This window comes from Agrobacterium sp. DE0009 (assembly GCF_007680755.1).
In the GTDB taxonomy this organism is placed as follows: domain Bacteria; phylum Pseudomonadota; class Alphaproteobacteria; order Rhizobiales; family Rhizobiaceae; genus Agrobacterium; species Agrobacterium tumefaciens_B.
This window is the reverse complement of record NZ_VEIU01000001.1, coordinates 123452-145575: the sequence shown is the minus strand read 5'-3', so window position 1 is coordinate 145575 and position 22124 is coordinate 123452. Positions and strand designations below refer to the sequence as shown.

Here is a 22124-nt window from a genome sequence, read left to right as displayed (position 1 = left end):
AGTGATCGCCATGAACATGATCGACCCCCGCCGCCCGCCACCCGCCTTCCGCAAGGGATACGCGCTGTGCTCGCCGCAGAACATCCTGCAACCCGAGACATTTGCGAAGAGCGAGAAAAAGGCGATCGGCAAGATGTTCAAAAAGCCCGGCCGCAAGAAGGCTTGGAGCCTGGCGCTGGAAGAAGGCTGGAGCGTGAGGCTGGTCTATATGCGGCTTTTCGTGCCGGTGTTCCATGCCACGACCACGGGAACAGAGGTGGATGATCTGGATGATGAGGATTGATATGGTCCATTGAATGGACTAATATAACGCTAACTTTAACGCCCGAGGTTAGCCGTGCAGATATCCGTGACTGATGCAAAAAGTCAGCTTACCGAACTGGTGCGCCGCGCCGAAGCCGGTGATGAGGTCATTCTCACTCGTCATGGCCACGCAGCCGTGCGGCTGGTTCCGGTCACCGTCGTGGCGGATAAAACATCCCGTAGCGCCGCGCTCGCAAAAGTGCGCGCGACTGTCGCCAATAAAGGCGATAATGGCCCGGATGCCGCGCATAGTCAGGATTTTCTCTATGACGAGCACGGCCTTCCGAAATGATCGTTATCGATACGTCGGCTCTGATGACGATCCTGCTCGATGAACCCAAAGCGGATGCCTGCGCCTCAGCGCTCGAAACTGATGAACCTCTGCTCATTTCAGCGGGGACGCTTGCGGAGGCCATGATCGTGGCGCAGCGGCGCGACCGCAGCCGGGAACTAGAGATGCTGATCGAAGGTCTGGGCGCCGAAATCAAGCCCGTCACCCCCAAATCGGCGCATGGCATTTCGGAAGCTTATCGCATTTGGGGCAAGGGCGTTCATCCTGCCGGACTAAATTTCGGCGACTGCATTGCCTACGAGCTGGCGAAAACAGAGGGTTGCCGTTTGCTTTATGTCGGTAACGACTTTTCGCAGACGGACATCCCGGGCGTTCTCTAGATTAGACCGGCGCAATCATCTTCGGCGGCGTGAAATCCGGCGCCACGAGACCACCCGAGATCAGCAGTTTTGCCGCGTCTTCCGGGGTCATGTCCAGCATCACGATCTTGTCCTTGGGCACGAACAGCAGGAAACCAGCCGTCGGCACCGGTGTCGGCGGCAGGAACACGGCGACCATCTGCTGACCCATCTCGTTGAAGCGATGCGCAAGCTCGCCCTTTGCTTCGGACGCTACAAAGACCATCGCCCATGTGCCCGAGGACGGGAACTCGATGAGGCCGACCTTCTTGAACGAGTTCGAGTGCTCCTTCAGAACGGATTCGAACAGCTGCTTGATGCTTTTATAGATCGGCCGCACCAGCGGCATGCGGTTGAGGATGGATTCGCCCACGCCGACGATCCATTTGCCGATCAGATTATTTCCGAGGAAGCCGATGAGGGTAATGCCGATGACGGCGATCAGCAGGCCAAAGCCGGGAATGGCGACATCGAAATATTGCTCGGGATCGTAACGGGCGGGAATGTAGGGCTTCACCCAGCTGTCGGCCCATTGCAGGAAACTCCACACCAGCCACATGGTGATGGTGACGGGCGCGAGGATCAGAACGCCCGTAAGGAAGCTGTTGCGCAACCGTGTCGCAAAGGAAATTTTGGGAGGAATGTCGGTCATTTACCGTTCGCGTTAAGCGCTGTCGCTATCGAAACCCGGATGAAAACTGACAATGCCGGATGGCGTTCCCCCATGCAAGCGAAGAACTGTGAAATATTCGTCAGGAATCCCAAGGGCGCCAAGGCCTTCGACGGCGCGAAAACCGAAGCGTCCATAATAATCGGGATCGCCAGCAACGACACATCCCGACGCGCTCAGCCGATCGAGCGCACCAAGCCCCTCACGCACCAGCCGTGAGCCGATGCCCTCGCCCTGCCGTTCCGGCGTCACCGAAAGCGGCGCAAGACAAAACCAGCCTGTCTCGCCGCTTGAAAGCGTCACGGGCGAGAAGCCGATATGGCCGACGATCCCTTCGCTGTCTTCGGCCACGAGCGAAACGGTGAGCGCACCGGCCTCACGCAGCCGCGCCACGATCAGATGTTCGGCCTTGTCGCTGTGGTCGACGTTACGGAAGGCTTCTTCCGTAACGCGGGCAATCGCCTCTTCGTCACCCTGCCGCTCCGGCCGGATGATCATTCCACCGTGACCGATTTTGCAAGGTTGCGCGGCTGGTCGACATCCGTCCCCATGAAAACGGCGGTATGATAGGCCAGCAACTGGATGGGCAACGAGAAGACCATCGGTGCGATCAATTCATCGACGGTCGGCAGCGTGATTGTCGCCATGGTATCGAGCTTGGAAGCAGCAGCTCCCTTCTCATCCGTGATGAAGATGATCCGGCCGCCACGGGCTGCGACCTCCTGCATGTTCGACACGGTCTTTTCGAAGAAGCGATCATGCGGTGCGATGACAATAACAGGCATGTTCTCGTCGATGAGCGCGATGGGGCCGTGCTTCAGCTCGCCAGCGGCATAACCTTCTGCGTGAATATAGGAGATTTCCTTGAGCTTCAGCGCACCTTCCAGCGCCAGCGGAAAGCTGGTGCCCCGGCCGAGATAAAGCACGTCCTTGAAACGCGACAGATCGCGCGACAGCGCCTCGATCTGCGGTTGGATGATGTTGAGCACCTTGCTCATGATGCGTGGCATCTCGATCAGATGCTGCACGAGTTCGGTTTCCTGCCGAGGTGTGATCGTGCCGCGCGCCTTGCCGGCGGCAATCGCCAGCGACGCGAGCACGGCGAGTTGGCAGGTGAAAGCCTTGGTGGAGGCGACACCGATTTCCGGCCCGGCAAGGATCGGGAAAATCGCATCCGATTCGCGTGCGATCGTCGATTCCCGTACATTGACGATGGCGCCGATCTTGAGATCATTTTCCTTGCAATAGCGCAGCGACGCCAGCGTATCGGCGGTCTCGCCGGATTGCGAAATGAACAGCGCCGCCTGCGATGGCTGAAGCGGCATTTCGCGATAACGGAACTCGGAGGCCACATCGATTTCCACCGGCAGGCGCGCATAACGCTCGAACCAGTATTTGCCGATCAGGCCGGAAAGATAAGCCGTACCGCAGGCGGAAATCGCGAGGCCGGAAAGCTTGGCGAAATCGATGGCTTTATCGGCTTCCTTCACTGTCTTGGAGGCGAAATCCACATAATGGCTGAGCGCGTGAGAAATGACTTCCGGCTGCTCGTAGATTTCCTTTTCCATGAAGTGACGGTGGTTGCCCTTGTCGACCACATAGGCCGTCGCCTGCGAAATCTGCCGCTCGCGCTTCACCGGTCTGCCGGAGAAATCGATGATCTCAGCACCCTGACGGGTCACGATGGCACAGTCGCCATCGACCAGATAGGTGATTTCGTTGGTGAAGGGCGAGAGCGCGATGGCATCCGACCCCAGGAACATTTCTCCGCGGCCATAACCGACGGCAAGCGGCGGGCCGGAGCGCGCCGAAAGCAGCGTGCCGGGATCGTCCTTGAACATCACCACCAGCGCAAAGGCGCCCGTGACGCGGTTGAGCATCTTCAGCATCGCCTCACGATGACCAAGACCATCGCGGGTGTATTTGGCCAGAAGCTGGGCAACCACTTCCGTGTCGGTCTGGGTGGTGAAGGTGGCGCCCTCGGCGGTCAGTTCTTCGCGCAGTTCGGCGAAGTTCTCGATGATACCGTTATGGACGACGGCTACGCCATCGACGAAATGTGGGTGCGCGTTGGTTTCGTTTGGCACACCATGGGTCGCCCAGCGGGTGTGCGCGATGCCGACCACGCCCGGCAGCGGCTGTTCGGACACCAGCTTTTCGAGATTGAACAGCTTGCCCTCGGCACGGCGGCGATCCATCGCGCCATTGTCGATGGTGGCAACGCCGGCTGAATCGTAACCACGATATTCGAGGCGCTTCAGCGCATCGACAAGCCGTTCAGCAACGGGCTCAGTTCCGACAATTCCGACAATTCCGCACATGTATATCTCCAGACGACGATCTCTTCGCCGAAACTACTCATCTTTCCCGCGCAATCAGCAATGATGCCGACGGTCAGGCTCAGTATCGTTTGGTAGCGTCCTTCAAGACGACTTCTTCTTTGCGTCCTTCAGCGCCTTTGCCCGCTCGCGGACCACCGTCGCCCGACCCGGCTTCACCTCCTGGCGCGCGCGCCCAAAAGCCAACGCATCGGCGGGCACATCATCGGTAATGACGCTGCCGCAAGCGATATAAGCCCCCTCGCCAATCGTCACGGGTGCGACCAGCGACGAGTTCGAGCCGACGAAGCTGTTGGCGCCGATCCGCGTTTCAGCCTTGTTGTAGCCATCGTAATTGCAGGTGATCGTGCCGGCACCGATGTTACTGCCAGCGCCGATAAAGGCATCGCCGATATAGGTCAGGTGATTGACCTTGGCGCCCTCGCCTATCTCGGCCTTTTTAACCTCGCAAAAATTGCCGACCTTGGAATTAGCGTGCAGGTTTGCCCCCGGGCGCAGCCGCGCATAGGGACCGATCTCGGCGCCTTGTGCAACATGCGCGCCTTCCAGATGCGAGAAGGCATGGATAACGACGCCGGACTCGATCGTCACCCCGGGTCCGAAGAAAACATTGGGTTCAATCAGTGTATCCTGTCCGATCACCGTATCGAAGGCGAGGAACACGGTCTCGGGCGCGATCATGGAAACGCCGTCCACCATCAATTCATGACGCCGGCGCTCCTGCCAGAGCCTTTCGATGAAGGCCAGTTCCGCGCGGTTGTTGCAGCCAACCAGTTCGGCCTCCGGCGCATCGATGGCGACAGCGCGGCGGCCAAGCGAGCGGGCGATTTCCACCACGTCGGTCAGGTAATATTCGCCCTTTGCATTGCTGTTGCCGATGCGGTCGAGCAGATCAAGCGCATTGCGGCCATTGATCGCCATCAAGCCACTATTGCACCATGTGACCTTGCGCTCCGCATCGGTTGCGTCTTTTTCCTCACGGATTGCCACCAGCTCGCCATCCTTGACGAGCAACCGGCCATAACCCGTTGGACGCTCGGTATGAAATCCGATTACGGCGACATCGGCGCCGGCCGCGATGGCATCTCTCGCCCGGTCGAGCGTTGCGGACGTGATAAGCGGCACATCGCCATAGGCCACGATGACATCATCGAAGCCGCGAGCGATGGCGGCGCGGGCGGCAAGAACGGCGTGGCCCGTGCCCTTCCGCTCTGTCTGCAGGAAAGCTTCGACCTCAACACCCGGCAGGCTCGCTGCCGCCGTGACGTTTTCGGCATCCCGTCCAACCACGAGGGCAACCGTTCCCACACCCGATCCTGCCACAGCGCCGACCACGTGCGCAATCATCGGACGCCCGGCGACCGGATGCAGCACCTTGGATTTCGACGATTTCATGCGCGTGCTGTCGCCCGCTGCGAGAATTACGGCTAGAGAGCTGCGCTCCATAAGACCTCCGACACCTTGTCACGACCGCAGGAAGCCGCGACGACGGCATATGTTTGACTTCGCGCCGCCCGGCGGACAGGCGGACGCATCGATAATTTCATTCCGGAATTGCTATAGCGGCGGCCCGCTTAAGAAACCATGCAAATATGCACCAAATTTCCGCACCGATTTTCATCAATCGTGATCAACGCCAGAGCGGAATCATCTATTTGCGCGGGTTGCGGGCGGTGAACTCCAGCACCTGCTGGCGACCGTTTTCGATAAGCCTTTCCATCTCGCGCCGCGCCGTAACCTCGTCGCGCTGACGAAATGCCTCGACAAGTCTCAGATGGGAGGCGGAGACATCGGATATCTCGTTTGGATCGGTATCCGGGTTGCTCATCCGGAAAATGCCAACGAGCGCCGCCTTGATCAATGACCCCACCGTGCGCATGAACGGGTTGCCGGACATTTCCGTGATGAGCACGTGGAAATTCATATCCGCGAGCGCCCGTTTCTCCTTGGAATAAGCGGTATTTCCCATCTCGTTGGCATAGGCGGCGAGCCTGGTGATGTCTGCATCCTTCGCCCTGACGGCGGCGAGCGCGGCACCATAGGGTTCGAAAGCGTGGCGGATATCGTAGAGATGCAGCAGAAATTCGTCACTGACCCCGGCTTCGAAATGCCAGAGCAGCACTTCGCTGTCGAACATGTTCCAGCTGTCACGCTCCGTTACCCGCGTTCCGATCCGCGCCTTCGGCGAAATCATTCCTTTGGCGGTCAGCGTCTTCATCGCCTCGCGCAGCACGGTGCGGGAGACTTTCAGCCGCTCCATCAACTCGGCATCACCGGGAAGAATGTCGCCAGTTTTGAAGGTGCCGGAGACAATATCCAGACCGAGTTTGTGAACGACCTGTGCATGATTGGTCCGCAGCTTTCGAAAACCGATCGCTGCATCGAGCATTCCGCGCTGCAAATGTCATGTCCTTCCGTTCGGCTGGCGATCCCAAAAAATCGCGCCAGACGCGTATATCTCAAGTCAGATTATAGTGAAAAACATCAAGTTGCGTGAAAAGCAAAGGCAAACTTCGTTCAAGCAATAAAACCAGTGAAAATAACAAAGGCCGCGCATGAATTCATGCACGGCCTGCGTTGATGAAGTGGTCGCTACTCTCTCCGGTCATGCCAGACCTGATCCGGCATCCAGCCACGGCGTGTCTGCGCCGTCAGAAGACTCTTTGCGATCAGGACTTGATCGCGCTGGATCCCGGCTGAAAGCCGGGATGACGGCGTGCGGATGCGGCCTAGGCGACGCGCGTCATTACTGCGGCAGCTTGTCATCCACGCCGGCGACGTAGAAGTTGAGGCCCAGCAGCACCTTGTCTTCAGCCTTTTCACCAGCCTTCAGCCACTCCGAACCGTCCTGCTTCTTCACCGGGCCGGTGAAGGGGTGCAGTTCGCCGGACTTGATCTTGGCTTCGGTTTCCTCAGCCATCTTCTTCACGTCGTCGGGCATGTTGGTGTAGGGGGCCATGGTCAGGATGCCGTCCTTCAGGCCGTCCCAGACCGATTCGGACTTCCAGGTGCCGTCAAGAAGCGCCTGCGTGCGCTTGATGTAATAAGCGCCCCAGGTGTCCTTGATGGCGGTCAGCTGCGTCTCGGGGCCGGCCTTGATCATGTCGGAAGCCTGACCGAAAGCCTTGATGCCGCGCTCGGCTGCAACCTGCATCGGCGCCGTCGTGTCGGTGTGCTGCGTCAGGATGTCGACACCCTGGTCGATCAGCGCCTTGGCGGCATCGGCTTCCTTGCCGGGGTCGAACCATGTGTTGGCCCAGACGACCTTGACCTTGAAGTCCGGATTGACGGACTGTGCGCCGAGAACGAAGGCGTCGATGCCCATCACCACTTCAGGGATCGGGAAGGATGCGATGTAACCGGCAACGCCCTTCTTGGACATTTTCGCGGCGATCTGGCCCTGAATGTAACGGCCTTCATAGAAGCGCGAATTGTAGGTCGCAACGTTCTCAGCCGTCTTGAAGCCGGTGGCATGCTCGAACTTCACCTTCGGGAATTTCTGGGCAACCTTCACGGTGGCGTCCATGAAGCCGAAGGAGGTGGTGAACACCAGCTCGCAGCCCGAACGGGCCATACGCTCGATAGCGCGTTCGGCATCCGGGCCTTCCGGAACGCTTTCGAGGAACGGCGTCTCGATCTTGTCGCCGAAGTGCTTCTGCAACTCTTCGCGCCCGATATCATGTGCCTGTGTCCAGCCGCCATCTGTGCGGCTGCCGACATAGATGAAGCAGACCTTCTTGGCGTCTGCGGCTTCAGCGGAGGAAACAACGCCTCCAAGTGCCGCGATGGAAGCGGCAAGTGCGATGACCAGTTTTTTCATTTTTACCCCTGTTGGTTTGGAGACGTGAGAATTTTTCATCTGTCCGGCACGAAGGATTTGCCGAGCGATGCCGGTGTGTTGATCAACGTCGTGCGGCGATTATGCGAGATGATGACCAGCACGACAATGGTTGCAAGATATGGTAGCGCCGAAAGCAGCTGCGACGGCACCCCGATGCCGAAGGCCTGCGCGTGCAGCTGCCCGATGGTCACCGCGCCGAACAGATAACCGCCAGCCAGCAGACGCCACGGACGCCAGGACGCGAAGACGACAAGCGCCAGTGCGATCCATCCGCGCCCGGCGGACATGTTTTCCACCCATTGCGGCGTGTAGACGAGTGACAGCTGCGCACCGGCCAGACCGGCACACGCGCCGCCGAACATGACGGTTAGATAACGGGTCCGGATAACGTTGATGCCGAGCGCATGGGCCGAAGCATGGCTGTCGCCGATAGCGCGGATTTTCAGGCCCGTACGGCTCTTGAACAGGAACCAGCCTATGCCGGCGACAAGCGCTATGGAGAGGTAGAAGATCAGATCCTGCCGGAATAGGAGCGGCCCGATGAAGGGTATTTCCGACAACACAGGAAACACGATCGGCTGCAGCTTGATGCCCGGCAGACCAACGAAGCTTTCGCCCAGCATGCCCGATACACCGAGGCCGAGAATGGTCAGCGCGAGGCCGGTCGCCACCTGGTTCGTCACCAGCGTCAGCGTCAGGAAGCCGAACAGCAGCGAAAACACCGCGCCCGAGGCAATGCCGGCGAGAATGCCGAGATAAGGCGAACCCGTCATATGCGCGGTCGCGAAAGCGCAGACCGCCCCCATGATCATCATGCCCTCGACGCCGAGATTGAGCACGCCCGAGCGCTCCACCACCAGCTCGCCGGAGGCGGCTATGACGAGCGGCGTCGCGGCGGTGATGACGGTGAGGAGAATGGCCTGAAGCATATCCATCATGCCGCTCCTTCTCTGCGATGCGCCCTGCCGGAAAAAACGACACGGATGCGATAGAAGATCAGCGTGTCGCAGGAGAGCACGAAGAACAGCATCAGCCCCTGAAACACGCGCGTGACCTTGTCCGAAACACCGATCGAAAGCTGGGCTGCCTCGCCGCCGAGATAGGTCAGCGCCAGAACCAGGCCGGAGAGGATGATGCCGAGCGGATTGAGGCGGCCAAGAAAGGCGACGATGATGGCGGTAAATCCATAGCCCGGCGAAATGCTGGGCTGCAGGTGGCCGATGGAGCCGGACGCCTCCGAAATGCCGGCAAGCCCGGCCAGCGCGCCGGAAAGCAGCAGCGAAAACCACACCATGCGGCTGGAGGAGAAACCGGCAAATCGCCCTGCCCGGGCCGACTGGCCAAGCACGGTGACTTCGAAGCCCTTCAGCATGTAACGCATCATGAACCACAGCGCGATGGCCGCAACGATGGCGAAGACGAAGCCCCAATGCGCCCGGCCGGACGCCAGCATTTCCGGCAGCACGGCGCTTTCGTTGAAGGGTTTCGTCTGCGGAAAATTATAGCCCGCCGGATCGCGCCAGATTCCGCGCGTCAACCAGTCGAGAAACAGCTGCGCGACATAGACCAGCATCAGGCTGACGAGAATTTCATTGGTGTTGAACTTGGTCTTCAACAGCGCCGGAATACCCGCATAAAGCGCGCCACCGGCAGCGCCCATCACCATCATCAGCGGCAGGATGAGCGGGGAATGCCAGTCGGGATAAAGCACCGGCAGAATGGAACCGGTAATCGCACCGATGGTGAATTGCCCCTCCGCGCCGATATTCCAGTTGTTGGAGCGATAACAGATGGAAAGACCAACGCCGATCAGGATCAGCGGCGCGGCCTTGATCGCCAGCTCATGCAGCGACCAGACCTCAAGCAGCGGCTCGACGAAAAAGGCATAAAGCGCATGGGCCGGATTTTTGCCAAGCATGGCGAACATGATGGCGCCGACCAGCAGCGTCAGCACCAGCGCCAGAAGGGGCGAAAGCAGGGTGAAAAGTTTCGAGACCCCTGCGCGTTTTTCAAGTTCAATGCGCATGCTGGGCGGCTCCCGAATGTGACGTGTGAATGCCGCCCATCAATAGGCCGATCTTTTCAAGCGTCATCTCCTCCACCGGATGAACATCGGAAAGCTTGCCGTCGGAAATGACTGCGATATTGGTGGCGACTTCGAAGATTTCATCGAGATCCTGGCTGATGACGATAACGGCCGAGCCGGCCTTGGCGAGATCGACAAGCGCCTGACGGATGCGGCTCGCCGCACCCGCATCCACACCCCAGGTCGGCTGGTTGACGACGAGCACGGACGGCTGGCGGTCAAGCTCGCGCCCGACGATGAATTTCTGCAGATTGCCACCCGAAAGCGATCCGGCCAGCGGATCAGCGCCGCTCTTGCGCACATCCATGTTTTCGCAAATACGGCGCGCCGCCGCCTTGATCACCGAGCCCCTGATGACCCGAAGGAACCCGCCGGCGAGAAATGCCTTGCGGTCGGACCGCGCGCGCGCAAGCAACAGATTGTCGGAAAGGCTCATGCCGGGAACGGCAGCGTGACCGTGGCGCTCCTCCGGCACGAAACCCGCCCCCATCAGCCGGCGGCCATTGATGCCGAGTCGACCGACCGGCTTGCCGCGCAGATGGATAGCGTCGTTATTGTAGACGGGATACTCGCCGGAGAGCGCATCGAACAGCTCGCCCTGCCCGTTGCCGGCCACACCGGCAATCGCCAGCACCTCGCCTGCGCGAACATTCATCGAGATCGATTTAAGCGCCACCGCGAATGGCGTGCGCGGTGCAACTGACAGCCCCATCACCTCGATCTGCGGCGCGCCGAGCGCTTCGCCCGTCGCCCGCGAGACGCTGGCGACATCGCTGCCGACCATCATACGCGCCAGCGACGCCGGCGTCTCCTTGCGCGGATCGCAAGCTCCCGTCACCTTGCCGTGGCGCAGGACCGTGGCGCGGTCGCAAATGCGCTGCACCTCTTCCAGCCTGTGGCTGATATAAAGCACCGAACGGCCTTCCGACTTTAGTTTTGCCAGCGTCTCAAACAGCTTGTCGGCTTCCTGCGGCGTCAGCACCGAGGTCGGCTCGTCGAGGATGATGAGGCGCGGGTTCTGCAACAGGGCGCGGACGATCTCGATCCGCTGGCGTTCTCCGACCGAAAGATCGGCCACATGCGCGTATGGATCAAGCGGCAGGCCATAGGCGCGCGACAACGTCTCGGCTTCCTTCGCGATTTCCTTCAATGATATTTTTGGGTCTAGCGACAGGGCGATATTTTCAGCAACCGTCAGCGCTTCGAACAGTGAGAAGTGCTGGAACACCATGCCGATGCCGAGCCGGCGCGCTTCGCTTGGCGAGCCGACGGATACCGGCTGGCCCTGCCACACGATCTCGCCTTCGCTTGGCGCGAGAACGCCGAACAACATCTTCACAAGCGTGGATTTGCCGGCGCCGTTTTCACCCAGAAGCGCGTGGATTTCACCCGTCGCGATATCGAGGTCAATGCCATTGCAGGCGGCAAAATTGCCGAAAAGTTTGGTCAGCTTGCGAACCGACAGGAGAGGCACGGCCTCTGGCGCCATAGTTCCAGTCACGAGTTCCCTCTCTCACCAGCCATCCATGCCTTCTTCGAGGCGTTTCAACGGCCGTGGTCATTGTTCCCAATCGCGCGGCAAGTCGTATGCAATGCTGCGCCATCATGATGTATTGATAACTGTTTTGCTGCTGCGCACAACTGAAAAAGACGGTGCTTAAATGCAATTTGCACAAACAATAAACAGCTTTATCTTTTCATCATTCTGCCCCGAGGGACGGGAAAAACTGCAGGATTCCGCCAATGCAATAGAGGTAGATGCCGCTCGCCACAAAACCGATGACCGCCCAGGTGGGCGTCTGGAAGTGCATGAGCAGGGCATAACCGCCAAGCGCGCACCAGATGGCGACGACCAGCAGATTAAGCGGCCGCAGCCGCTTCACCCGCACCGGGTGCAGGAAGTTGATCGGCAGGAATGTCAGGAACACGGAGACTGTCACGACAGTCATCGCGGTGGTCGCGCTGGCATCCATCACGAACAGGGTAAAGATCACCATGTTCCATACGACGGGGAAGCCCGAGAAGAAATACTCATCGGTCTTCATGCCCATATCGGCATAATAGATGGCGCTCGATACCACGATCATGCCGGCCGCCACAAATGACCATGGTTCGCCGATCATGCCACTCTGGTAAAGCGCAAAGGCGGGCAGGAGCACATAGGTGACATAGTCGATGATATTGTCCAGCGTATCGCCGGACCAGTTTGGCAGTACTTCCTTGACCCGCACCTTGCGTGCGATGGGTCCGTCGATGCCATCAACGAGCAGCGCCAGCCCCAGCCACCAGAACATATCCACGAAGCGGTGTTCGGAAGCCGCGACGACGCCGAGGAAGGCCAGAAATGAGCCGGATGCCGTCAGAATATGAACGGAAAAGGCGCGGATTTCCGCATAGGGAACACGCTTGTAGTTGAAAATTTTCATGGTCAGCGTCTGCGCCCCGTTTATTCATCCGCCCTGTTCCTTCCGGTATGCGGCCATTCACCACGCTTTGCAACCGGCTGATTTCGCTTATCCTAGGACTAATATAGCCCGGCCATCAACGAATCGTCTTGATGGCATGTTCCCGTACCCATGTGGATTTGCCCCGGCAAAGGCACTATGTTGGTGCGGAAATAACAATGGATCAGGACCATGAGACACTTTGATATTGCTATTACCGGTGCGGGCCTTGCGGGCCAGATAGCGGCCATCGCTTTGGCGCGCGCCGGCCGGCATGTGGTTCTCATCGCTCCCTCCAGCGGCCGCAGGGACCAGCGCACCACGGCGCTGATGGATCAGTCCATCCGGTTCATGGACCGACTCGGCCTGTGGCAGCGCATAGCCCCTTCGGCGGCTCGCCTTTCGACCATGCAGATCATTGACGGCACGGACCGACTGCTGCGTGCGCCGACGGTCCAGTTCCGCTCGTCCGAAATCGGCCTTGACGCTTTCGGCTGGAACATTCCCAATGAAGCGCTGCTCAGCGTTCTCACCGAAGCGGTTGAACAGGAGAACAATATCACGCGGCTGGAAACGACAGCGGAGACGATTGATATCGGCAATGACCGCGTCTCCGTAACGCTTGGGGACAAAGAGGTCGTCTCGGCCGATTTTCTGATTGGGGCCGATGGCAGGAAATCGATGGTGCGGGAAGCGGCAGGCATCGGCGTCAAGTCGTGGACCTATCCGCAGACTGCCGTGGTTCTGAACCTCAGCCACACCCGCCCGCACGGCAATGTCTCGACGGAATTCCACACGCCGACCGGGCCTTTCACACAGGTCCCGCTGCCGGGAGATCGCTCCAGCCTCGTCTGGGTCGTCACGCCGGAGCAAGCGAAAGAACTGACGGCCTTACCGCTCGATACGCTGAGCCTTAAGGTTGAAGAACGCATGCAGTCGATGCTCGGCACCGTGACCGTCGATGACAGCGTGCAGGCATGGCCGCTCTCCTCCATGACCGCGCATCGCTTCGGCAAGGGTCGTGTCGCCCTGATCGGCGAGGCTGCGCACGGCTTCCCGCCTATCGGCGCGCAGGGGCTAAACCTCAGCCTTCGCGACATTATTGCCCTGACCGAACTGCTGGGCGCCGTCTCCGACCGCCCGATTGCCGCAGACGCTGGCAGCAGTTTCGACCGCAGGCGGCGCGCGGACGTCTATAGCCGCACGCTGAGCGTCGATCTTCTCAACCGATCCCTGCTATCGGATTTTCTGCCGGTGCAGGTGGCTCGGGCGGCGGGCCTGCATGTCCTCTCCGGCATCGGCACACTCAGGAGCATCGTCATGCGCGAGGGCATCGAGCCCGGTCGCGGACTGAAGGCCCTGCCCTCGCTCCTGTTCGGCAGCTTCAAAAAGGCTGGATAAAATAAACCACGCCCGTCAGCGTGAAGACTGAAAGCACCGTCGAAATCAGGATCGTTGCAGACGCCCGCTCCTGCCAGACATGATATTGCTGGCCTATGACGAAGACATTCGTCGCGGTCGGCAGCGCCGCCAGCAGCACGGCGGAGTAGATCCAGACCGGTTCGAAGCGCCCGAGCGATGACAGCAGCATATAAGCCGCCAGCGGATGCAGGATAAGCTTTGCGGGCACGATATAGCTGATCTCCACCGGCACCCGTTTCATCGGCCGCAACGCCAGCGTCACGCCCATGGCAAACAGGGCACAGGGAGCGGCCGATTGTGCCAGATAATCAACCAGCCGCTGCACCGCCTCCGGCGGCTGCCAGGAGAGCGAGGCGGCCAGGAACCCCGCAATGACCGAGACGATGAAGGGATGGGTGATGACCTTGCGCGCCACATCCAGGGCAAGTTTGCCTGCCGAGCGCTTGTCGCCACCCGCAACCGCCATCATCGCTGGCGCCACGATGAAGTGGGCAGCATTTTCAAGACAGACGATCAGTGCCACCGGCACCGCCGCTTTTTCCCCTAGCGCCAGAAGCGCGATGCCCGGCCCCATATAACCGATGTTACCGTAGCTCGCCGCAAAGCTCTGGATCGTGGTTTCGGAAAGACTGTTTTTCCGCACAAAGCGGCTGATCAGAAACACCAAGATGAAAACGCCGTAGGTGCAGGCAAGGCTTGCCGCGACAAAATCCATCCGCGCCAGCTCTTCCACCGGCGTCTTGGAGACGAGCTTGAAAAACAGGGCCGGCAGCGCCGCGTAGATGATGAAGGTATTCAGCCAGCCCATCGCCTCGACCGGCTGCTTCGTGAGACGCGCCGCCACGTAACCGATGAAGATCAGGCCGAAAAATGGCAACAGCAATCCCACGATATCGGCCACGATCATTCCCCTCGCCTAATATGTCAGCGGAGGCTTAGCCGATTTTCATCAGGATCGGAAAGGTCTCCTGGAACCAGATCGCCACATTGGTGATGAAACCGGACATGAAAGCGAGGCCGGTGAGCACCAGTAACACGCCCAGCAGCTTTTCAACCAAGCCGAGATGGCGGCGGAAGCGGACAAGGAAACGCATGAAGGACCCGGAAAACGCCGCCGCGATCCAGAACGGCACCGCAAGGCCAAGCGAATAGACTGCAAGCAGCATCGCGCCGTCGCCCACGGTATCACGCGCGGCGGCGACACCCAGGATCGCCCCGAGTACTGGACCTATGCAGGGTGTCCAGCCGAAGGCGAAGGCAAGCCCCATCACATAAGCGCCTGACACTGTCGCTGGCTTGCCCCCACTTTGAAACCGCGCTTCGCGGGCAAAGAGGCCGATGCGGAAAACACCGAGGAAGTTCAGGCCCATCAGGATGATGATGAAACCGCCGATCTTGGCGAGAATGTCGAGATTCTGGCGCAGCAAGGTGCCGATCGTCGAGGCGCCTGCCCCAAGCGCCACAAACACGGTCGCAAAACCCAGCGTGAAGAAAAAGGCCGAAAGCAACACCGCCCGGCGAATCTCTGGCCGCGGCGCCGCATCTTCCGCCCTGAACTGCTCCACCGAAACGCCGGCCATATAACAGAGGTACGGCGGCACCAGCGGCAGGACGCAGGGCGACAGGAACGAAAGCGCGCCAGCCAGGAGGGCGCTGAAAAGGGAAATATCGGCGATCGACAAGAAAAACTCCGCATCCCGCAAAGCCGATGCGATTCCTTCGATTCGCCGCCGCTTTACACATTCATTTCGTGCATGTCATTGCTGCAAAAGGATTTCACCCATCGGCCCGACATGTCTGAAGCCGGTTTTAGCCCCAGCCGCCGCCTCTCTCCAATCACCTTTTTGGGGGTGCGACAAAAAAAACCGTATTGAGTGTTGAAACCGCTTTTTTTGGGTTGACCGAACGGATCGCTCTACCTATGTTCCGCGCACTTCCGAAGGGCAACCAAGCCCGCCGCGGGAGAGCGTAGCTCAGCCGGTAGAGCAACTGACTTTTAATCAGTAGGTCCAGGGTTCGAATCCCTGCGCTCTCACCACCTCAAAATATCTTTTCCGTTTGCTTATGAAAGACTTAACCGCTCCGCGACCGTTGGTCAGCCGCAATGCGTCAAAAGCTTGATATTGGGTGGATTGAAACCACGTGGCCGGCTCCCGCCGCCCACGCGCCGAGCCCGACGTTGATCTAGCTCAAGCTGTGCAGGTCAGCGATAGGCGTAGATGTAGCGCGCTATATTGTCGTAGAAGCTGGAAAGGTAGGCTGGCACGCGCTTTATGCGCGCGAATTTGCTCTTCTTATATTCCGCTCGTGTCGCGACCAGCGTATTCGGGTCGCCGAAGGGCAGGAAATCCTTGTCTGTCACGTAGACCTTTGTGCCGTAACCCCAGCCGCATTCCAAAGCGCGGTCGAAAGGCAGCGTCATGACGCGCGCGGCGTTTACGAAGCGTTGCGCGGCGCGGCGCGAGATGATGTAGCATGCGGAAGACCCCTGCGGGCCGTAAATGCAGCGGCCGAAACTGTCGCCAAGCGCGCTGGTTCCGCGACCCTTGAAACCTTTGCGGCGGTGGTTTGTCAGTTTCACGATCGCATCGTCCGGCATGATCGCCACGATCGCCTTTACCCGCTCCGAAAAATCAGGCGTGAAAGCGACGTCATCTTCGACGACGACGGCGACGGGCGCATCGGTCGACAGGAAGAGTTCCAGCGCCTTGATGTGGCTGGCATAACAACCATATTCGCCCGGCAGCGCATGGCGGCCATTGCGCAATTCAAAACCGCTTCGGTCGAAATCGCGCCAATTCTCAGGGGCGATGGTTTTACCATCGACACCGTCGACCGGCCGCAGATCAAGATCGAGGCCAGAGGCACCCTCCAGCATTTTCTCCAGCCGCGCCCGCGCACGGGCGATTGAAATAATATAGACAGGAAAGGTGGAGATCGGCTGCATTTCGCGGGCACCATAAGCGGAAAATCGGATGGCCGCGTCCTACAGCAAAGAAAGCCTGGCGTCCACGGTTGCGGCGCTCGCGGGCGAACACGCCCGTGCATTGGCTTACAATCTGATCAATTGGGAATCAGCGACGCGCGGCGGTGCGGCGGCAGCGCCAGTTCCAGTCTCTTGGCTCGCCCGTATCCATATGAACGGACTCCGTGTGGCAATAGGTGCCCACCCCACCGCGATCTGGCAGGGACCGCAGATAGGTGGCGAGCTCCCACTTGGAAACACCCTTGATCTGAATATCGGCGGCATCACACGTATAATGTTTGGAGCCCTGCCTGATGCCTTTCGGCGGGCGGTAACCCGAGGTGACGATCGCCGGGCTATTATAGTGCCGCTCGACATCCTTGATCATGCGCACCAGTTCCGGCTTGAAACAGCCGACCTCGACGTGATCGGTCTGGAGAAACAACCCGTTCGGGGAGACACGCGTGAGGCCTGAAAGAGAGGCAAGCTTCATCAGGCCGGTCGGCTGGTCGTCTTCTTCATCGAGATGCGCATCATCGAACTCATCGGACATCACCGAGCGACCGGAAAGCGCAATGCCCATCGTTCCCCCCCGCCCTGCCGGCAAGGCCGCCACCTGCGTAGTATCAGCCGACCCGCTCTCGATCATCTTGGGCAGGCGCTTCTTGGCAGCCCCTGCGAAAAATGCCGCCAGCGTCACGCCCTTGCCATCACTTTCCGGCGCCTCACCTGCCGCATCCGAAGCCGGTTGCCCGGCAACCGCTGCCACCTGCCCGGAGGCCGGCTGCGGGACCGGCACGGCAACCGGAACCGGCTGGCGATTTTCCGTGTGCTGTTCCGCTGGCAGCTGAGCCGCCGGGGGCACGGCCGGTGCTGAGACCGGTTGCGGTTGCGCCGCTGGCACGGGCGCGGAATAAACGCTGCTGACCGCGGGGACAATCCTGTTTGAAGCGGCTCCAGGTGCGCCTGCTACAACGGCGGGTGCGGCACTGGAATAGATGCTTGTCGTTCCAGCGGAAATCGCCGTTGGCTGGGTTGCCAGGCCGCCGATATCAGCGGCGGCGCCATAGGCCTGAGCCGGGGTGCCAGGACCCTGGGGATGGGCAGGTGTTGCCGCCGCACCGGCAGCGGACGCCACGGCGGGATCCACATAATGGCCGGGCTGGGTGGCGGCGGCAGACGCTGGCGCCTGGGGCTTCTGCGGCGCGGCAATTTCCGGCTTTTTGGCGGCGGCGGCCATCTCGTCATCGGTCACTGCCGAAACGCATCCGGAAAGCCCAAGCAGCGAAACAGCGGCGAGAAAACGCCGACAGACAACGCGTCCTTTCGCGCTTTCGACAGATTTCATGGGTGCCTCCGTATCTTGCATTTACAACAGCAGCACGGGAACGGAATCGTGTGCTTTTCCAAAACGGAACAGGCCGTTTTTGATTCGCGGACTATGCCTCATCCTTTCGGGACAAGGCAAGAGCACCCGAAAACGCCGCTACCTCACCGGATAATCCCTACCAGGAGCCGGTGTTCTGCATAGATATCCACGGCTCGGCTGGTGCGAGGCTTTCGCCTTTCTGCAAAATTTCGAATGAAATGCCGTCCGGTGACCGCACGAAGGCCATGTGGCCGTCCCGCGGGGGGCGGTTGATGACGACGCCGTTCTCCTGCAGGTGCGCGCAGAAGTCGTAGATATTGTCGACTTCATAGGCCAGATGGCCGAAGTTGCGACCGCCCGTATAGTCTTCGGTATCCCAATTATAAGTGAGCTCGAGGCAGGGAGCCTTGTTCTCCTTCGCCGCAGCAATGTCATCACGCGCGGCAAGAAAGACCAGCGTAAACTTGCCTTTTTCGTTCTCGATCCGGCGTATTTCCGTCATGCCAAGCAGGTCGACATAGAATTTCAGTGATTCGCCAAGGTCTTTGACGCGAACCATCGTGTGCAGATACCGCATTTTAGTTCTCTCCATTACAAGGTCCGGAACCGATAAACGCCTGATGGCAAGCCCCGGACAAGGACGGCGACATAAAAGCAGCTGAGTAAATCAAAAACTAGGGCTTGCGTGAAACCGTTACCAAGATGTTAATCTGGCGCCTGGGAATCAGTTGACCGGTGTGTGGCGCGTAATCGAGGGGTTGGCAGGATATGGCTGATAGGATGTCATCGAAAACGATAGTCGATGTCGAGGACCTTTCGGGCGATGCCGTGGACCTGACCGAAATCACCGGTGTCGTTAAGTGGTTCGATGTCGCCAAGGGTTTTGGCTTCATCGTGCCCGATAATGGCACACAGGATGTGCTCCTGCACGTCTCCTGCCTGCGTCGCGACGGTTACCAGACAATCCTTGAAGGCACGCGCATTGTCGCCCTCATCCAGCGGCGCGACCGCGGCTTTCAGGCGTTCCGCATTCTCTCCATGGACCAGTCGACCGCCGTTCACCCATCGCAGCTGCCGCCGGTGCGCACCCATGTCCAGGTGACGCCGTCCAGCGGGCTGGAACGCGCCATCGTCAAGTGGTTCAACCGCACCAAGGGTTTCGGCTTCCTGACGCGCGGCGAAGGCACGGAAGATATCTTCGTGCATATGGAAACGCTGCGCCGTTTTGGCCTGACGGAGCTCCGCCCCGGCCAGGTCGTGCTGGTGCGGTATGGCGACGGCGACAAGGGCCTCATGGCGGCGGAAATACACCCCGACAACCCGGTTTCGATGGGGATGTCGCACTAATGTCCGCCCTGCCACAGTTGCTGAAGAGCGCCGTCGCGGCGCTTCTTTTTTTCGCATTTGCCAGCGCCGCACAGGCGCAGGAACGCGTGACGTTCACCTCCGAGCCATTGGCGATCGAGACAGCGGCAGGAAAAACATACGATTTCACCGCCGAACTGGCATTGAACGACGCCCAGCGGGAACAGGGGCTGATGTTCCGCAAGTCAATGCCGCCTGACCACGGCATGTTGTTCGATTTCGATGAACCACGCGCCGTCGCCATGTGGATGCGCAATACGCTGATCCCACTCGACATGCTGTTCATCGGCAGCGATGGCCGAATCACCCATATCCACGAAAATGCGGTTCCGCATTCCGAAGCGATCATCAGTTCCCGTGGACCGGTCAAATTTGTGCTGGAGTTGAATGGCGGCGCCGCGCAACGCTATGGCATCAAGCCGGGCGATATGGTTCGCAGCGCGCAAATTGGCAACCGGAAGTGATCCTGCCGCGTTATTGCGTTTGAATGCGCCGGACGAAATGTCGCCCGGCTCTCGCAATAATCAGTAAACCGGCTCGATATGGCTCAAAATCCGGCAATTCGAAATGGAAGCGGCAAGGTTGATGGCGATATCGATCGCCTCAACCGAGTCAGCAGTGCCTTCGAGATAAATCGTGTCGTTCTCGACGCTTGCGGAAATACGCGACTTTTCAAGACCTGATTCGAAGGCCAGGGCCGAGGTGATCGCCTGGCATACGCCTGCCATGCGGTCGCCGAAGAAGCTTTCCTGAATGCCTGACATATTGAACATGTGCGTTCTCCTTCTTATGGACATACCAACGCATGAGCGCCAGCTTTGTTCATCTCCGGTTCATCTATTCGTTCATCTTCCATTCATCTTGAAAAAATGGAACCCCCCTGCCGATCACATTTTAGGTGATCGGGAACAATTCCGTGAGGCCGGCATTACGCGCATGGGAGTTGGGAAGGCCTGCAGAGCAGGCAAAACAGGGAGGAGAATGGCATGCTGATTCATAAAACGGAGCCGTGTCACCACGCCTCGTGGATGAAGCCTGTGGCGATCCATCTTCCGCTTTCGGCGGCGGTGGAAATCTATAGCCCACTGGTGGCGCTCGACATGCTGATGTACCGCTGGCCCGAAGAACACGGGCCTGAATATGAGGAGGCGCGCAGGAACTGCCTCGATGCCATCGCCGGACGTTGCGATATCGAAAAGGCGAGAGAATCGTTTCTCGTTGCGAGCAGCCATGCGCATATCCTGAACGTGCACTGAAACTGACAACCATCATGAAGACTGGGCCCTTCGATACGGAGGGCTTTTCTTTTGCGCGGAACCCGATGGCCCGCCCCGTCATGATGACATGTAACTGTCACGCAAACGTTATAATCGGCAGAGACGAATTCCATGGAATCGGCGGCTGGACCGCCCCAACATCGGAAGTGGAACTGGCCCGCATGGAAACCGTCTTCGCTCTTTGCGCAACGCTGCTCATCGGCTTCAATCTTCTCGGAATCGTTCTCGCTGGTTGGCGGCTGATGCGGCGAGATGCGGATAATGACCTTGTCAGGCAACGTCCGCCTGTCTCGGTCGTGGTCCCGCTGCGAGGGGTGGAAACCTTCACGCCGCTCACGCTTGCGCGCGCCTTCGAGCTGGACTGGCCAGATTATGAACTTCTCTTCTGCGTGGCCGACCAAGACGATTCCGTCATCGATGAAGTCCGCAGGGCTGAAGCGGCCCATCCGATGATCCCGACGCAATTGCTGACGGGTGATGATCGCATCAGCGCCAATCCAAAACTGAACAATTGCGTCAAGGGCTGGCGGGCAGCGCGACATGACTGGGTCATTCTCGCCGATTCCAACGTGCTGATGCCGACATCCTATATCAAAACCATGATGTCAGCCTGGCAATCGGATAGCGGGCTCGTCTGCTCGCCGCCGCTCGGATCACGCCCGATCGGCTTTTGGGCGCATGTCGAATGCGCCTTCCTCAACGGTTCCCAGGGTCGCTGGCAATATGCGGCGGAAGCAATCGGAATTGGCTTCGCACAGGGCAAGTCGATGTTGTGGAACAAACCGTTCCTCGAAGACCATGGCGGAATTCGCGCATTGGCGGCGGAAATTGCCGAGGATGCAGCGTCGACGAAGCTCGTGCGAAACGCCGGTCTTAAGGTGCATCTGGTTTCCACCCCGTTCGAACAGCCACTTGGCCGCCGCCACGCGGGCGAAATCTGGTCCCGCCAGGCGCGCTGGGCGCGGCTGCGCCGCGTGACTTTTCCCCAGTACTTCGCCCCCGAAATCCTCACCGGTGCGTTGCCCCCGCTTCTCTTCGCCGTGGCAGCCGCCGCCATGATGGAGATGAGCCTCGTCGCAACCGCCTTTGCGGTTCTCGCGCTGATGTATGTACCGGAACTCGCGCTTGCCGCCCTCAACCGCTGGCCTATCTCGTTCCACACGCTCCCCGCCATGATTGCGCGGGACATGGTCATGCCCCTCGTTTGGGCGAGAAGCTGGATCGGTACCGCCGTCGCGTGGCGCGGCAACGTCATGACGATAGGCACGGCGGAAAGCACGCTTGCAGGGCCGCACGCCGAATAATTGTTATGTTGGGAAGGCTTACGCCGAAAAGCTGATATTCAGCTTTAAA

At 59.5% G+C, this 22124-nt stretch carries 24 protein-coding genes and 1 tRNA gene; 9 read left to right on the top strand and 16 right to left on the bottom strand.

From position 1 onward, the window contains the following. Positions 1-10 precede the first annotated feature (10 nt). From FS804_RS00800 to FS804_RS00790, 3 genes are read left to right on the top strand one after another with little or no spacing between them, the layout of a single operon-like run. Entirely contained in the window at positions 11-283 is a 273-nt protein-coding gene (locus FS804_RS00800; protein ID WP_144573993.1) for a hypothetical protein, read from the top strand. Positions 284-337: 54 nt separating this feature from the next. Beyond that, positions 338-595, top strand: a complete 258-nt coding sequence (locus FS804_RS00795) for a type II toxin-antitoxin system Phd/YefM family antitoxin (protein WP_004442323.1) — start codon at positions 338-340, stop codon at positions 593-595. Beyond that, positions 592-975, top strand: coding sequence for a type II toxin-antitoxin system VapC family toxin (locus FS804_RS00790; protein WP_144573992.1), 384 nt, complete (start codon positions 592-594; stop codon positions 973-975). The genes FS804_RS00795 and FS804_RS00790 overlap by 4 nt, the downstream gene beginning before the upstream one ends. 1 nt (position 976) lies before the next feature. Here the strand turns inward: FS804_RS00790 and FS804_RS00785 are convergent, their stop codons facing one another. The 10 genes from FS804_RS00785 to pcsA all read right to left on the bottom strand — a co-directional run bounded on the left by FS804_RS00785 (position 977) and on the right by pcsA (position 12355). Continuing rightward, on the bottom strand, positions 977-1645 hold the full coding sequence (locus FS804_RS00785; protein WP_063948789.1) for a DUF502 domain-containing protein: 669 nt from the start codon (positions 1643-1645) through the stop codon (positions 977-979). Positions 1646-1657: 12 nt separating this feature from the next. Next, positions 1658-2161: a GNAT family N-acetyltransferase gene (locus FS804_RS00780; RefSeq protein WP_144573990.1), complete on the bottom strand. Its 504-nt coding sequence runs from the start codon at positions 2159-2161 to the stop codon at positions 1658-1660. After that, positions 2158-3984 (bottom strand): glutamine--fructose-6-phosphate transaminase (isomerizing), encoded by a 1827-nt coding sequence (gene glmS, locus FS804_RS00775; protein ID WP_144573988.1) that lies wholly within the window; start codon positions 3982-3984, stop codon positions 2158-2160. The genes FS804_RS00780 and glmS overlap by 4 nt, the downstream gene beginning before the upstream one ends. A gap of 102 nt (positions 3985-4086) precedes the next feature. Then, a complete protein-coding gene (gene glmU / locus FS804_RS00770; protein ID WP_063948786.1) occupies positions 4087-5448 on the bottom strand; it encodes a bifunctional UDP-N-acetylglucosamine diphosphorylase/glucosamine-1-phosphate N-acetyltransferase GlmU in 1362 nt (453 codons plus the stop codon). Between the two features lie 205 nt (positions 5449-5653). Beyond that, positions 5654-6391, bottom strand: coding sequence for a FadR/GntR family transcriptional regulator (locus FS804_RS00765; RefSeq protein WP_063948785.1), 738 nt, complete (start codon positions 6389-6391; stop codon positions 5654-5656). 357 nt (positions 6392-6748) lie between these two features. Further along, positions 6749-7822 (bottom strand): BMP family ABC transporter substrate-binding protein, encoded by a 1074-nt coding sequence (locus tag FS804_RS00760; RefSeq protein WP_144573986.1) that lies wholly within the window; start codon positions 7820-7822, stop codon positions 6749-6751. Positions 7823-7857: 35 nt separating this feature from the next. After that, positions 7858-8778: an ABC transporter permease gene (locus FS804_RS00755; protein ID WP_063948783.1), complete on the bottom strand. Its 921-nt coding sequence runs from the start codon at positions 8776-8778 to the stop codon at positions 7858-7860. Further along, positions 8778-9869: an ABC transporter permease gene (locus FS804_RS00750; RefSeq protein WP_144573984.1), complete on the bottom strand. Its 1092-nt coding sequence runs from the start codon at positions 9867-9869 to the stop codon at positions 8778-8780. The genes FS804_RS00755 and FS804_RS00750 overlap by 1 nt, the downstream gene beginning before the upstream one ends. After that, the gene (locus FS804_RS00745) at positions 9859-11418 is read right to left on the bottom strand and encodes an ABC transporter ATP-binding protein (protein ID WP_144576282.1); all 1560 of its coding nucleotides are present in this window, start codon (positions 11416-11418) and stop codon (positions 9859-9861) included. The genes FS804_RS00750 and FS804_RS00745 overlap by 11 nt, the downstream gene beginning before the upstream one ends. Before the next feature lie 211 nt (positions 11419-11629). Next, positions 11630-12355, bottom strand: a complete 726-nt coding sequence (gene pcsA, locus FS804_RS00740; RefSeq protein ID WP_063948780.1) for a phosphatidylcholine synthase — start codon at positions 12353-12355, stop codon at positions 11630-11632. A gap of 210 nt (positions 12356-12565) precedes the next feature. Between pcsA and FS804_RS00735 the strand changes: the two genes are divergently transcribed. Further along, a complete protein-coding gene (locus tag FS804_RS00735; RefSeq protein ID WP_144573982.1) occupies positions 12566-13774 on the top strand; it encodes a UbiH/UbiF family hydroxylase in 1209 nt (402 codons plus the stop codon). Here the strand turns inward: FS804_RS00735 and FS804_RS00730 are convergent. Together FS804_RS00730 and FS804_RS00725 are read right to left on the bottom strand one after the other, a co-directional pair. Next, positions 13758-14696, bottom strand: coding sequence for an AEC family transporter (locus FS804_RS00730; RefSeq protein ID WP_144576281.1), 939 nt, complete (start codon positions 14694-14696; stop codon positions 13758-13760). The two genes, FS804_RS00735 and FS804_RS00730, sit on opposite strands and share 17 nt — an antisense overlap. 34 nt (positions 14697-14730) lie before the next feature. Continuing rightward, positions 14731-15477, bottom strand: a complete 747-nt coding sequence (locus FS804_RS00725; protein WP_063949098.1) for a cytochrome c biogenesis CcdA family protein — start codon at positions 15475-15477, stop codon at positions 14731-14733. Between the two features lie 280 nt (positions 15478-15757). Between FS804_RS00725 and FS804_RS00720 the strand changes: the two genes are divergently transcribed. Next, positions 15758-15833 (top strand) — tRNA-Lys (locus FS804_RS00720). A gap of 165 nt (positions 15834-15998) precedes the next feature. On the opposite strand, the gene FS804_RS00715 is transcribed toward FS804_RS00720, so the two are convergent. The 3 genes from FS804_RS00715 to gloA all read right to left on the bottom strand — a co-directional run bounded on the left by FS804_RS00715 (position 15999) and on the right by gloA (position 18706). Beyond that, complete coding sequence (locus FS804_RS00715; protein WP_144573980.1) at positions 15999-16742, bottom strand: glycosyltransferase family 25 protein; 744 nt, start codon at positions 16740-16742, stop codon at positions 15999-16001. Positions 16743-16869: 127 nt separating this feature from the next. Beyond that, positions 16870-18108, bottom strand: coding sequence for a YcbK family protein (locus FS804_RS00710; protein ID WP_186376620.1), 1239 nt, complete (start codon positions 18106-18108; stop codon positions 16870-16872). Positions 18109-18265: 157 nt separating this feature from the next. After that, the gene (gloA, locus tag FS804_RS00700; RefSeq protein ID WP_063948773.1) at positions 18266-18706 is read right to left on the bottom strand and encodes a lactoylglutathione lyase; all 441 of its coding nucleotides are present in this window, start codon (positions 18704-18706) and stop codon (positions 18266-18268) included. A gap of 191 nt (positions 18707-18897) precedes the next feature. On the opposite strand from gloA, the gene FS804_RS00695 reads away from it, so the two are divergent. Then, positions 18898-19476: a cold-shock protein gene (locus FS804_RS00695; protein ID WP_063948771.1), complete on the top strand. Its 579-nt coding sequence runs from the start codon at positions 18898-18900 to the stop codon at positions 19474-19476. Then, complete coding sequence (locus tag FS804_RS00690) at positions 19476-19958, top strand: DUF192 domain-containing protein (protein ID WP_144573979.1); 483 nt, start codon at positions 19476-19478, stop codon at positions 19956-19958. Before FS804_RS00695 ends, FS804_RS00690 begins: the two co-directional genes overlap by 1 nt. 60 nt (positions 19959-20018) lie before the next feature. On the opposite strand, the gene FS804_RS00685 is transcribed toward FS804_RS00690, so the two are convergent. Then, complete coding sequence (locus tag FS804_RS00685) at positions 20019-20267, bottom strand: BON domain-containing protein (protein ID WP_063948767.1); 249 nt, start codon at positions 20265-20267, stop codon at positions 20019-20021. 213 nt (positions 20268-20480) lie between these two features. Between FS804_RS00685 and FS804_RS00680 the strand changes: the two genes are divergently transcribed. Both FS804_RS00680 and FS804_RS00675 read left to right on the top strand, forming a co-directional pair. After that, on the top strand, positions 20481-20750 hold the full coding sequence (locus tag FS804_RS00680) for a DUF982 domain-containing protein (protein ID WP_063948765.1): 270 nt from the start codon (positions 20481-20483) through the stop codon (positions 20748-20750). 182 nt (positions 20751-20932) lie between these two features. Continuing rightward, positions 20933-22075, top strand: a complete 1143-nt coding sequence (locus FS804_RS00675) for a ceramide glucosyltransferase (protein ID WP_144576279.1) — start codon at positions 20933-20935, stop codon at positions 22073-22075. The last annotated feature ends 49 nt before the right edge of the window (positions 22076-22124 follow it).